Source organism: Halomonas sp. BM-2019 (assembly GCF_017584085.1).
This window is the reverse complement of the sequence record NZ_CP071922.1, coordinates 3,376,238-3,388,361: the sequence shown is the minus strand read 5'-3', so window position 1 is coordinate 3,388,361 and position 12,124 is coordinate 3,376,238. Positions and strand designations below refer to the sequence as shown.

The 12,124-nt window shown below is 68.6% G+C and carries 11 protein-coding genes; 4 read left to right on the top strand and 7 right to left on the bottom strand.

All coding sequences use genetic code 11. From position 1 onward, the window contains the following. The 3 genes from J5F18_RS16820 to J5F18_RS16810 all read left to right on the top strand — a co-directional run. The coding region (locus tag J5F18_RS16820) for an SPFH domain-containing protein (protein WP_346299689.1) at positions 1-478 on the top strand (478 nt) is incomplete at its 5' end. Between the two features lie 493 nt (positions 479-971). Beyond that, positions 972-2,459 carry a SulP family inorganic anion transporter gene (locus J5F18_RS16815; protein WP_346299688.1) on the top strand — a complete coding sequence of 496 codons (1,488 nt, stop codon included), beginning with the start codon at positions 972-974 and terminating at the stop codon, positions 2,457-2,459. A gap of 14 nt (positions 2,460-2,473) precedes the next feature. Then, positions 2,474-3,328, top strand: coding sequence for a universal stress protein (locus J5F18_RS16810; protein ID WP_346299687.1), 855 nt, complete (start codon positions 2,474-2,476; stop codon positions 3,326-3,328). 148 nt (positions 3,329-3,476) lie between these two features. Here the strand turns inward: J5F18_RS16810 and malG are convergent, their stop codons facing one another. The 4 genes from malG to J5F18_RS16790 all read right to left on the bottom strand — a co-directional run bounded on the left by malG (position 3,477) and on the right by J5F18_RS16790 (position 8,029). Further along, entirely contained in the window at positions 3,477-4,367 is an 891-nt protein-coding gene (gene malG / locus J5F18_RS16805; RefSeq protein ID WP_346299686.1) for a maltose ABC transporter permease MalG, read from the bottom strand. An 11-nt stretch (positions 4,368-4,378) separates the two neighbouring features. Then, positions 4,379-5,992: a maltose ABC transporter permease MalF gene (gene malF / locus J5F18_RS16800; protein ID WP_346299685.1), complete on the bottom strand. Its 1,614-nt coding sequence runs from the start codon at positions 5,990-5,992 to the stop codon at positions 4,379-4,381. A gap of 73 nt (positions 5,993-6,065) precedes the next feature. After that, positions 6,066-7,253, bottom strand: a complete 1,188-nt coding sequence (gene malE / locus J5F18_RS16795) for a maltose/maltodextrin ABC transporter substrate-binding protein MalE (RefSeq protein WP_346299684.1) — start codon at positions 7,251-7,253, stop codon at positions 6,066-6,068. A gap of 338 nt (positions 7,254-7,591) precedes the next feature. Next, positions 7,592-8,029: a hypothetical protein gene (locus tag J5F18_RS16790; protein WP_346299683.1), complete on the bottom strand. Its 438-nt coding sequence runs from the start codon at positions 8,027-8,029 to the stop codon at positions 7,592-7,594. 106 nt (positions 8,030-8,135) lie between these two features. Here J5F18_RS16790 and J5F18_RS16785 point away from each other — a divergent pair, with 106 nt between their 5' ends. Next, positions 8,136-8,951 carry an alpha amylase C-terminal domain-containing protein gene (locus J5F18_RS16785; RefSeq protein ID WP_346299682.1) on the top strand — a complete coding sequence of 272 codons (816 nt, stop codon included), beginning with the start codon at positions 8,136-8,138 and terminating at the stop codon, positions 8,949-8,951. A gap of 75 nt (positions 8,952-9,026) precedes the next feature. Here J5F18_RS16785 and J5F18_RS16780 read toward each other — a convergent pair whose 3' ends face one another. From J5F18_RS16780 to J5F18_RS16770, 3 genes are all read right to left on the bottom strand, one after another. Next, a complete protein-coding gene (locus J5F18_RS16780; RefSeq protein ID WP_346299681.1) occupies positions 9,027-10,076 on the bottom strand; it encodes a LacI family DNA-binding transcriptional regulator in 1,050 nt (349 codons plus the stop codon). 170 nt (positions 10,077-10,246) lie between these two features. Next, positions 10,247-11,539 (bottom strand): ABC transporter substrate-binding protein, encoded by a 1,293-nt coding sequence (locus J5F18_RS16775; RefSeq protein WP_346299680.1) that lies wholly within the window; start codon positions 11,537-11,539, stop codon positions 10,247-10,249. Between the two features lie 22 nt (positions 11,540-11,561). Further along, positions 11,562-12,124: DUF3459 domain-containing protein (locus tag J5F18_RS16770; RefSeq protein ID WP_346299679.1), on the bottom strand; the 563-nt coding region annotated here is incomplete at its 5' end.

The window sequence follows — 12,124 nt, the reverse complement described above, 5'->3', positions numbered from 1 at the left end:
CAGCCAGCTGGCCCAGACCACCCTGCGCTCGGTGCTCGGCAAGCATGATCTGGACGAGATGCTCTCCGAACGCGACAAGCTCAACGACGACATCCAGGAGATCATCGATGGCTCGGCGGAGGGCTGGGGCATCAAGGTGGCCAACGTGGAGATCAAGCACGTGGACCTCGACGAGAGCATGATCCGCGCCATCGCTCGCCAGGCGGAAGCCGAGCGGGAGCGTCGTGCCAAGGTGATTCACGCCGAGGGCGAGCTGCAGGCCTCCAAGAAGCTGGTCGAGGCGGCCAACGTCATGGCCGAGAACTCCGCGGCCCTGCAGCTGCGCTACCTGCAGACCATGAGCGACATGAGCAACAAGAACGCCTCTACCATCGTCTTCCCGCTGCCCATGGACATCATGGAGGCGTTCAAGCACATGAAGGCCTCGTCGGCCGCCCAGGCCCGCACCGCCGGCGGGTCACCGGACGACGCCTCCTGATCCATCCCGTGCCACGGCCCCTCGGTCGTGGCATCCTGAGGGGCTCCGTGCGACTGTGAGGTTGCCTTGAGCCCCGCCTGCTCTCGCGCCTCTTCCTGCAACAACGCCTGCCCCGGCGCACCTGGCTGGCCATTGGCGTCTGCTTGGTGGGGATATCGCTGATCGCCCTGGACGACGCCGGAGGCGGATCCTGGCTCGGCAACGGCTTCGCGCTGCTCGCCGCCACGGCCCTGGCCGCCAACTTCACCCTCTGCCGCATCCGCGCAGGAATCGACATGAGCCTCATGCTGACCCTTTCGGGGCTGATCGTGGCGGCCTGCGCCGGCCCAGGCCCCTGGCGTTTGCCGGTGGCGCCCTGGTGCTGGGCAGCCTGCTGGCCAAGGGGCTGGTGGAGCGCCGCCTGGAGTGGCGACTCCGGGCTGTTTCGTCGGAGCGGAGCTGATAGACAGCGCCGCCCCACGGCGCAACACGCCTCACCTGACCGGAACAGAGCATGTTCGAATCGATACGCCAGACCTGGTTCTCCAACCTGAAGGGCGACACCCTCGCCGGTATCGTGGTGGCCCTCGCCCTGATACCCGAGGCCATCGCCTTCTCCATCATTGCCGGCGTGGACCCCAAGGTGGGCCTCTACGCCTCCTTCTGCATCGCGGTGATCATCGCCTTCGCCGGCGGCCGGCCGGGGATGATCTCGGCGGCCACCGGCGCCATGGCGCTGTTGATGGTCACCCTGGTGCGCGACCACGGCCTCGAGTACCTGCTCGCCGCCACCCTGCTCACCGGGGTGCTGCAGATCATCGCCGGCTACCTCAGGCTCGCCGAGCTGATGCGCTTCGTCTCGCGCTCGGTGGTCACCGGCTTCGTCAACGCCCTGGCGATCCTGATCTTTATGGCGCAACTTCCTGAATTAACGGGTGTGACCTGGCATGTGTATGCCATGACGGCGGCGGGGCTCGGCATCATCTACGGTTTTCCCTATCTGCCGAGGGTCGGCAGGTCGATCCCCTCGCCGCTGGTCTGCATCGTGGTGTTGACCGCGGTCTATCTGCTCTCGGGCATGGAGATCCGCACCGTGGGCGACATGGGCGAGCTGCCCGACTCCCTGCCGGTCTTCCTGTGGCCCGATGTGCCGCTGACCCTCGAGACCCTGTGGATCATCCTGCCTTACGCGCTGATGCTCACCGTGGTGGGTCTGCTGGAGTCGATGATGACCGCCACCATCGTCGACGACCTCACCGACACCTCGAGCGACAAGAACCGCGAGTGCAAGGGCCAGGGCCTCGCCAATATCGGCGCCGGCCTGATGGGCGGCATGGCGGGCTGTGCCATGATCGGCCAGTCGGTGATCAACGTGAAGTCCGGCGGCCGCGGGCGCCTCTCCACCCTGGTGGCCGGGGTGCTGCTGCTGATCCTGGTGGTGTTCCTCTCCGACTGGGTGTCGCAGATCCCCATGGCCGCCCTGGTGGCGGTGATGATCATGGTCTCCATCGGCACCTTCAGCTGGGCCTCGATCCGCGATCTCGGCAAGTACCCGATGAGCACCAATATGGTCATGCTGGCCACCGTCGTCGTCACGGTCCTGACCCATAACCTGGCCATCGGCGTCTTCGTCGGCGTGCTGATCGCCGCCATGAACTTCGCCAACAAGGTGGGCAATATCCTCTATATCGGCGCCGAGGAGGCCGACGCGGGCCGCCGCCTCTATCGGGTGGTGGGGCAGGTGTTCTTCGCCTCCTCCGAGCGCTTCGGCAACGCCTTCGACTTCAAGGAGAGCGTGGAGAAGGTCACCATCGACCTCTCGCGGGCCCACTTCTGGGACATCACCGCCGTGCAGGCCCTGGACCGGGTGGTGATCAAGTTCCGTCGCGAGGGCACCGAGGTGGAGCTGGTGGGCCTCAACGAGGCGAGCGCCACCATCGTCGACCGCTATGCTGTGCACAATGCCCCCGCCGCCGTCGACAGGCTGATGGGCGGCCACTGAGGAGCAGGAACACGATGACCGAACAGGTAATGGCCGCCATCGACGGCTCGACCTTCTCGGAAGGGGTATGCGATTACGCCGCCTGGGCAAGCCTCACCCTGGACGCGCCGCTGACCTTCCTGCACGTGGTGGACAACCACCCCCAGACCGCCGAGACGGATCTCTCCGGCCATATCGGCCTGGGCGCCCGGGAGCACCTCCTCGAGGAGCTCGCCCACCTCGACGAGCGCCGCGCCAAGGTGGCCCAGGAGCAGGGCCGTCTGATGCTGAAGGCGGGCAGGGAGCGTGCCATCGAAGGCGGTATCGCCGAGCCTGCCACTCGGCAGCGCAATGGCACCCTGGTGGAGACCCTGGAGGAGCTTGAGCAGGAGATGCGCCTGCTGGTGATCGGCAAGCGCGGCGAGACCGCCCATCAGGACAGCGGCCATCTGGGCTCCAACCTGGAGCGGGTGGTGCGCAGCCTGCATCGGCCGATCCTGATGGTGCCCCAGCGTTTCACGCGTCCGGAGAAGGCGATGCTCGCCTTCGACGGCAGCGAGACCACCCGCAAGGGGGTGGAGATGCTGGCCAGAAGCCCGCTGTTCGCGGGGATTCCGGTGCACGTGGTGATCATCGGGGCCGAGACCGGCGACAACCGCTCCCAGCTCGACTGGGCGCTGGCCACGCTGCGCGACGCCGGCCACGCCGCCGAGGGTGCCATCCGTGCCGGCGAGGTGGAGTCGACCCTGCGCGCCTACCAGGAGGAGCACGGCATCGACCTGCTGGTGATGGGCGCCTACGGCCACTCGCGGATCCGCCACCTGCTGGTGGGTAGCACCACCACGGGGATGCTGCGCATGGCGGCGGTGCCGGTACTGCTGCTGCGCTGAGCCGCTGCCTCGGCCACCCCTGACGGCGCCCCGGCGCCCCGGCGCTCCCCCGAGCCCGGGGCGCCGTCGTTCGGGGCAGCAAAAGAAACCCCGGCCAGGTGGCCGGGGGCGAGCAGCGCTTCGCTCAGGACGAGGAAACGAGGAGAGCCTAGCCTTTCACGCCGCCGGCGGTGAGCCCGCCGATGATCCAGCGCTGGCAGAGCAGGAACATCAGGGTGATGGGCAGGCCGGAGAGCACCGCCGCGGCGGCGAAGTTGCCCCAGCGCTGGTTGTGGTCGGCCAGGTACTGCTGGGCGCCCACCGCCAAGGTCAGCTTGTGCTCGTCGACCAGCAGCACCGAGGCCATGGGGTACTCCATGATGCTCATCACGAAGGCGAGGATGAACACCACCATCAGGATCGGCACCGACAGCGGCAGCAGGATGTAGCGGAAGGCCTGCCAGGTGCTGGCGCCGTCGACCATGGCGGCCTCCTCCAGGGAGCCGTCGATGGACTCGAAGTAGCCCTTGATGGTCCAGATGTGCAGGGCCACGGCGCCGAGCGAGGCGACGATCAGCGAGCCATGGGTGTTGATGCCGAGCACCGGCACCAGCTGGCCGAGGCGGTCGAACAGCGCATAGAGCGCCACCAGCGAGAGCACCGCCGGGAACATCTGGAAGATCAGCATGCCCTTGAGGATCGGCTCCTTGCCATTGAAACGCATGCGCGCGAAGGCGTAGGCGCTGGTGGTGGAGAGCAGCACGATCAGGAAGGACGACACCACCGCTACCTTCACCGAGTTCCACAGCCACAGCAGCACCGGGAAGGGGGGCTGGATGACGCTGCCGTCGGCGCGCTCCCAGGGGATGCCGAAGGCCAGCGCCCAGTGCTCCAGTGAGAAGCGCTCGGGGATCAGGCTGCCGGTGGCGAAGTTGCCCTCGCGGAAGGAGATCGAGATCACCAGCAGCAGCGGGAAGACGATCAGCGAGACGAAGCAGAGTAGTGTGAGATGCGCGCCCAGCCGGCGGGCGCGAATCGAACGGGGTTGAACCATTGCCATGAGGAATCTCCTTAGACCTTGACCTTGGAAAGCCGCAGGTTGAGCCAGGACATGCCCGCCACCAGCAGGAAGATCAGGGTGGCGATGGCCGCCGCCAGGCCGAAGTTCTGGCCCGCGTCCTGGAAGGCGATGCGGTAGGTATAGCTGACCAGCAGGTCGGTGGTGCCCGCCGGGGTGCTGGCACCGAGGATGTCCGGGTTACCGCCGGTGAGCAGGGCGATCAGCACGAAATTGTTGAAGTTGAAGGCGAAGGCGGCGATCAGCAGCGGCGTGAGCGGCTTGAGGATCAGCGGCAGGGTGATCCGCATCAGGTTGGTAATGGGACCACCGCCGTCCACCGCCGAGGCCTCGTAGAGGTCCTTGGGAATCGACTGGATCAGGCCCATGCACAGCAGCAGCATATAGGGGTAGCCGAGCCAGGTGTTGACGATCAGCAGCATGGTGCGGGCCAGCCACGGATCGGTGAACCACTCCGGGCGGATACCAAACAGCGTCTCGAGGATCATGTTCACCTCGCCGAAGTGCTGATTGAACATGCCCTTGAAGATCAGGATCGAGATGAAGGCCGGCACCGCGTAGGGCAGGATCAACAGCGTCCGGTAGAGCGCCTTGCCGCGCAGTTGGTCCCACTGCAGCAGCGAGGCGAGGACGAACCCCACCGCCAGGGTGAACACCACGGTGAGCCCGGCGAAGGCGAAGGTCCAGACGAAGATCTGCACGAAGGGCCCGCGGATATCGGGGTCGGCGACGATCTGGGTGTAGTTGTCCAGGCCCACGGCCACGGGCCAGCCCGGCGTGATGCGCTCGCCGTCGTCGGCGACGAAGAAGCCGATCTCCTGATCCGGCGTCAGCACCCGGCCGTCGCGGCGATCGAAGAGGCTGCCATCCTCGCGGGCCTCATAGCGGTCGAGGATGGGGGCGAAGTGGCGAAGGCCCGCCATGCGCAGCTCGAGCCCCTCCGGGGTGGTCAGGGTCAGCCCCTGCAGGGCGCCGCGCGCCGCGATCACCTCACGCATCGCCAGGGGCTCGCCGGCGGGGGCGACCGCGGTCGGCTGGATCTCCAGATGGCGGCGCTCGTCCCCCTCGAGGGTCACGGGGCCGGAGACGAAGCGATCGGCCTCCTCCAGGGCGGCCTCGAGTTCGGCATCGGCTTCGCCCGCGAGCGAGACCTCCCCGTCACTCTCCAGATAGAGGCGCACCCGGTCGCCCTCGCGGTAGAGGCTGAAGGCGAAGGAGGCGCCTTCCTCCTGGTAGGTGCGGCTCAGCAGCTGGCCGCGCACCCGGTCCTCGCTGAGCAGGTTGCTGGAGCTGTAGTTGCTGAAGCTGATGCCGATGGTGTAGAGCAGCGGGAAGATCACGAAGACCCCGAGGCCCGCCACCGCCGGGAAGATGTAGCGGTGGCTCATCAGGCTGCGCCGGGTGAAGACCACCGCGAAGGCGCTGCCGAGCACCAGGAACAGCAGGGCGAACATCCACTGGCCGTTGAGATGAAAGGCCAGCACCAGCCACATCAGGGCGATGACCAGGGCGGCGATCAGGGTGCGGCCGGCCCAGCGGGCGTAGCGTTCGGTGGGATGGCGCGAGCGGTGCCGGGGCAGACCGCGGGAGGCGTTGGTGGTGTACATGAGCATGACCTGTGAAACGAGCCTGCGGGGTGCCGGCGGGCGAGCCGCCGGCGAGGCGTGGCGTGAAGGGGGCTTACTGGCGCATGCGGCGGGCCGCGGCGTCCAGGGCCTCCTGGGGTGCCTGGCGGCCGCTGCCGATGTTCTGCAGCGCCGGCTCCATGGCGGCCCAGAAGGCGCCCATCTCGGGGATGTTGGGCATCGGCATGCCGATCTCGGCATTGGCCAGGGTGGCGGCGATACGCGCGTCGCTCTCCAGCGCAGCCTGGTAGGCCTGGTGGGCCACGGCGCCCAGCGAGCCGTCGGAATTGAAGGTGCGCAGGCCCTCCTCCTCGAGCAGGTAGTTCTCGAGGAACTCCATGGCCAGGAAGTCGTTGGGCGAGGCGGTGCTGATCATCGCCGTCATCACCCCGAACATCGGCTTGGCGCGCTCCTCGCCCACCTTGGGCAGCAGGGCCACGCCGAAGTCGATGCCGCTGCTCTCCAGGTTGCTCCAGGCCCAGGGGCCGCTGATCATGGTGGCCACCTCGCCGCGGTTGAAGCGGGTGTCCATCAGGTTGTAGTCGGTGCCGCGGGGCAGCACGCCGCTGTCGATCAGCTCGACGAGCAGCTCGGCGCCCTGGAGGGCCCCCGCGTTGTTGACCCCGATGTCGCCGACGTCGAAGCCCGTCTCGGTCTGGCGGAAGGGGTAGCCGCCGTTGGCGGCGAGCAGGGTCCAGCCGTAGTAGGGCTCGGCATAGTCGAAGAGGATTGCCTTCTTGCCCTGCTCGGCCAGCTCGGCGTCCAGCGCCATCAGCTCGGCGAAGCTCTCCGGCGCCTCCTCGACCAGCGCCTTGTTGTAGATCAGCCCCAGCGACTCCACCGAGATCGGGTAGCCGTAGGTGTCGCCGTTCCACAGCACGGCGTCCCAGGTGAAATCGAAGAAGCGCTCACGGAAGCCGTCGCTGGGCGAGAGGGGCGTCAGCAGCCCGCTCTGGGCCCACTCGCCCAGGCGGTCGTGGGCCCAGATCACGATGTCTGGCCCCTGGCCGCTGCCGGCGGCCTGCTGGAAGCGGTCGGTGAGGTTGTCGGGATGGACGATCTCGATGGCGATGCCGGTATCGGCGGTGAAGCGGCTGGCGACTTCGCGGATGCCCGCGGGGCCCTTGTTGTCGCCCATCCAGATGGTCAGGCGGTCCTCCTCGAAGGCCAGGGCGGGCAGGGACAGGCTGGCGCCCAGGGTGGCGGCGGCGAGCGGCAGCAGATGGCGGCGTGTCGGGGTCATGGTGACGTCCTCCGGTTGTTGTTGTCCGCTCCGGTGTGGCAGGACCGGCACGGAGCGGGTGACCTCGCCTAGCCTCGCCAATCGTCGCGGCGGTGGCCTCCTCCCCGGGGGGCGTAGGGGTGGCGTATGGGTGGGGCGTAGTCGTGGCGGTCAGGTGGTGGGAGAAGGAGGAGGTGGCGGGGACGATTGGCCCCTAGTATCGAAGGCCCAACAAGCATAAAAGGAGTGATAGCCCGATGCGCTATTCCGCCCTGGCCGGCCTGAGCCTGCTGGCCGCCGGTCTCGCGTCCCCCGCCCTGGCCTCCCCCCTGGGGGAGCCGACCCGGCTGGGCAGCGAGTCACCGGTGATCGTTCATCTCTTCGAGTGGCGCTGGGACGACATCGCCACGGAGTGTGAGACTCACCTGGGGCCGGCCGGCATCGACGCCGTCCAGGTCTCGCCGCCCAACGAGCACATCGCCCTGGAGGGCGTCGACGGCGCCTGGTGGGCCCGCTACCAGCCGGTGAGCTACGCGCTGACCTCGCGCAGCGGCGACCGCGAGGCGTTCATCGACATGGTCGAGCGCTGCCGGTCCGCGGGCGTGGGCATCCTGGTCGATGCGGTGATCAACCATATGGCCGGCATCGGCGAGGGGGTGGGCATCGCCGGTACCCACTATAGCCCCTTCCGCTACGGCGACCTCTACACCCGCGACGAGGACTTCAACCACTGCGGCCGCTACGAGGACGACCATATCCGCGACTACCAGGATCGCTACGAGGTCCAGTACTGCCACCTGCTGAGCCTGGCCGACCTGGCCACCGGCACCGAGAGCGTGCAGGCGCGGATCGCCGACTACCTGCAGGAACTACTCGACCTGGGGGTGGCGGGCCTGCGCATCGATGCCGGCCGAGGACGTCGGTGCCATCCTCGCGCGTCTCGAGGGCGAACCCTACGTCTTCCAGGAGGTGATCGACCCGGGCCACGAGCCGATCAAGGCAGTGGAATACCTGGGCAATGCTGCGGTGACCGAGTTCGGCTATCCCCACCGACTGGCCACCGCCATCGAGGCCGGCGACCTGGCGAGCCTGGCCGCCATCGGGCGCGAAGGCGACTGGCTACCCGACGAACGGGCGGTGGTGTTCGTCGACAACCACGACAACCAGCGTGGCCATGTGGGCGGCGGGGTGCTGATGCACCGCGACGACCACTACGCCCTGGGGCTCACCTTCATGCTGGCCTGGCCCTACGGCACACCCTCGCTGATGTCGAGCTTCACCTTCGAGAACGGCGACCAGGGGCCGCCCTCGGTGGCCGAGGAGGGCTGGCGGACCCTGCCGGTGCATGGCGAGGCGGGCCTCGGTTGCCTGGCCGAGGGTGCCTACGACGACCACGGCTGGGTCTGCGAGCATCGCTGGCCGCTGGTCACCGAGATGGTGGCCTTCCGCCAGGCCATGGGCGAGGCCCCGGTCAGCCACTGGCAGGAAGCAGGCGCATCGCGGATCGCCTTCGCCCGGGGCGAGCACGGCTTCGTGGCCCTGAACCGCGGTGAGGCGGCCTGGCAGGCCGAGCTCGCCACCGGCCTGCCGGCGGGGGAGTACTGCCACCTGCTGGACGACTGTGCGACCCGGGTGAGCGTCGACGATGAGGGCCGGGCCGCTGTCAGCGTGCCGGTGGACGGCATCCTGGTGTTGCGCGCCGACCGCCAGGCCCCTTAGGCCTCCCGTGGGGAAAGACGAGACCGGCCGAGTCGCAATGACTCGGCCGGTCTCGTTACGCGCGGTGTCGGTTGGCTAGGGACAGCTCTCGCCGATGATCAGTTCGGTGGCCAGCCGGCTGTCGGCGGCGGGGGTCAGGCCGAGGATCATGCGCGCGGCCAGCCGGCCCTTCTCGACGCTGTCCTGGCGCACCGTGGTCAGGCGTGGCGAGCGGTACTGGCCCTCGGCGATGCCGTCGAAGCCGGTGAGGCGCAGGTCCTCGGGAACGCGCAGGCCGCGCTGCTCGGCCAGGGTCACGGCGGTCAGGGCGATGCGATCCGCCGCGCAGAGCAGCAGGTCGGGGCGCTCGTCGTCGGGCAGGTCGAGGATCGCCTCGAGCACCGGCATGCACACCTCATGAGTGTTCTCCTCGATATTCCACACGGGCACGTCCCCGGGGGTGAAGCCCCACTCGTCGAGGGCTCGATGGAAGCCGGCGAGGCGCGCGCGGGAGATGGTGTGCTCCACCGGCAGCAGGGTATGGGACTCGGTGACACGACCGTTACAAGGCTCGGCGGTGAGTCGCAGGGTGATGATCGCCGGTCGCTGCGGTCTTGCCTGGAGGGCATGGCGGGCGATGGCGTAGCTCGCCGATTCGTCCGCCACATGCACGCTGGGACGACCCTCGATATCGAAGTCGACGGTCACCAGCGGCGCCTGGGGCGGCAGGCTCTCGAGTGCTGCCAGGCTCGGCATCAGGCCGTAGACGATGAAGCCGTCGGCCATGCTGGCCGAGCCCGGCATCTGGGCCGGGGACTGGCGCGAGGAGAGCAGCAGCAGGGTATGGCCGCGGGCGTCGAGGACCTCGGCGACGCCGGAGAGGAACTCGCTGGCCACGGGGTCGTTCAGGCTGTAGGTGAGGCTCTCGGCGAGCATCACCGCGATGATACGCGAGCGTCCGGTCCGCAGGCTGCGCGCCTTGGCGTCGGGGCCGCGGTACCCCAGGCGCTTGGCCTCGCCGAGGATGCGCTCGCGCAGCGCCGGCGACAGCTGGTCGGGACGATTGAAGGCGTTGGAGACGGTCGCCGTGGAAACGCCAAGCTCCCGGGCCAGATCCTTCAGGGTGATGCGACGTGGGGGGGACACGGGGAAGGCCTCTCCATTCCGTTCGAGGGCTGTAACGATTTAGTTAGCAGCCTAGCATGCAAGACGCCCCCTGCAAATCACCCTTTGGCGACGGCAGCAGGGGAAAGGGCCTCAGGCGGGCCCTTTCCCCAACCGGTAACGGGAGGGGGGCCTCCCGTCGTTGAGCGCGCTTACCAGCCGCGCCGGCTCATGCGGCTGAGCTCGCGCTCCAGTTGCTCCAGCCCCTGCTCGGCGGTGAGGTCGCCGGAGAGCACCTCGTGCACGCGGTTGAAGAAGGCGTTGGAGACCCGCGGGTAGTTCTCGCCGGTGACGCTGGCCGGGCGCGGCACGCCGCCCACCAGGGTGTCGTAGAGCTCGCCGATGAAGGGCTGGGCCTCGAGCACCTCCTCGTCCTGGTAGAGCGCCTCGCGGGTGGGGTTCATGCCGAACTGGATGGCGTGGGCCTTCTGCTGGGCCTCGCCGGTCAGGTAGGCCACCAGGTCGGCGGCTTCCGCGGGGTGTTCGGAGTAGCGCGACACCGCGTAGCTCCAGCCGCCGAGCGTAGCCACCGACTCGCCTTCCGGGCCGTGGGGCAGCGGGGCGGCGCCGAACTTGCCCTGGATGGCGGTGCCGTCGGCCTGGCCCAGGGCCCAGACGTAGGGCCAGTTGCGCATGAACACCGCGTTGCCCGACTGGAAGACCCCGCGGGCCTCTTCCTCCATGTAGTTGCGCACGCCCCGCGGCGAGATGTCGCCGACCCAGGTGGCGGCCAGGGTCAGCGCCTCGGCGGCCAGGGGGTTATTGACGGTGACGTTGCCCTCGTCGTCGACGATGGTGCCGCCGCCGTAGCTGGCGATCCACTCAAGGGCGTTGGTGGTCAGGCCCTCGTAGGCGCGGCCCTGGAAGACGAAGCCGTGCATGCGCTCGTTGCCCGCCTCGCGCTCGGCGTTCTGGATCTCGCGGGCGATCTCGGTGAGCTGCTCCCAGGTCTCGGGCACCTCGTGGCCGTACTTTTCGAGCAGGTCCGTGCGGTAGTAGAGCAGGCCGGCGTCGGTGAACCAGGGCAGGGCCAGCAGGCGGTCATCCACGGTGTTGTTGTCGACCATCGCCGGGAAGAAGCCCTCGGTGGCGTCCTCGGGCAGGTAGTCGGCGAGGTCCACCAGATGGGGGCCTAGCAGGCCGGGCCAGACGGTGTCGATCATCAGCACGTCGATGTCGCCGGATCGGCTGCCGAGCAGCTGCTGGTAGAGGGAGAGCTTCTCGGTGGCCGACTGGGGGGTGGTGACCACCGCCACCTCGTGGCCGGTCTCCTCGGCCCACTGCTGGGCCAGCACCGGGCAGAAGTCGGAGGCGCCACCGTCGCCGCAGGCGATGGTGATCCTGGCCGCCTGCGCCTGGGTGGCGGCAAGGGACAGGCCGCCTGCTACCAGCAGGGAGCCGAGCAGCACCTGGCGAGCGATGGGAGTGCGAGTGAAGGAAGGCATGGGAGGTGTCCTCTGATTGTGGTTATTGATGGCGTGTGTCACTGGGGCAGCGGGCGATGGCGATGCCGAACGCAGGCAGCTCGAGGCGGCCTTCCGACCAGCGGCCGTTGATCCAGTCAGGGGCCTCGGTAAGCCCCTCGGCGCCGGTGGGGGCGGCTAACCGGCGGGGTTCGTCGGCGAAGTTCAGTGCCACCAGCAGGCGCTCGTCGCCATGGCGGCGCTCGAAGCGGATGACGTCGTCTGCAAGCGGCTGATAGTGGATATCGCCCTTGATCAGCGCCGGCTGGGTGCGGCGGAAGGCGAGGAAGGCGCGATAGGCGTTGAGCAGGGAGTCGGAGTCGCGCTCCTGCCGATCCACCGCCAGGGGGAGGTGCTCTTCCGGCACCGGCAGCCAGGGCATCGCGCCGGAGAAGCCGCCGTGGGGCGCCTCGGCGACCCAGGGCATGGGGGTGCGGCAGCCGTCGCGGCCCTTGTAGCTGGGCCAGAAGGTGATGCCGGCCGGGTCCACCAGCTGCTCGAAGGCGAGCTCGGCTTCGGTGAGGCCCAGTTCCTCGCCCTGATAGAGACAGACGCTGCCGCGCTGGG

Bases quoted from the DNA above. Each gene is read 5' to 3' on its own strand.
- J5F18_RS16815 (WP_346299688.1), top strand. From the start codon at position 972: ATGTTCGAATCGATACGCCAGACCTGGTTCTCCAACCTGAAGGGCGAC.
- J5F18_RS16810 (WP_346299687.1), top strand. From the start codon at position 2,474: ATGACCGAACAGGTAATGGCCGCCATCGACGGCTCGACCTTCTCGGAA.
- malG (WP_346299686.1), bottom strand. From the start codon at position 4,367: ATGGCAATGGTTCAACCCCGTTCGATTCGCGCCCGCCGGCTGGGCGCG.
- malF (WP_346299685.1), bottom strand. From the start codon at position 5,992: ATGTACACCACCAACGCCTCCCGCGGTCTGCCCCGGCACCGCTCGCGC.
- malE (WP_346299684.1), bottom strand. From the start codon at position 7,253: ATGACCCCGACACGCCGCCATCTGCTGCCGCTCGCCGCCGCCACCCTG.
- J5F18_RS16785 (WP_346299682.1), top strand. From the start codon at position 8,136: ATGCCGGCCGAGGACGTCGGTGCCATCCTCGCGCGTCTCGAGGGCGAA.
- J5F18_RS16775 (WP_346299680.1), bottom strand. From the start codon at position 11,539: ATGCCTTCCTTCACTCGCACTCCCATCGCTCGCCAGGTGCTGCTCGGC.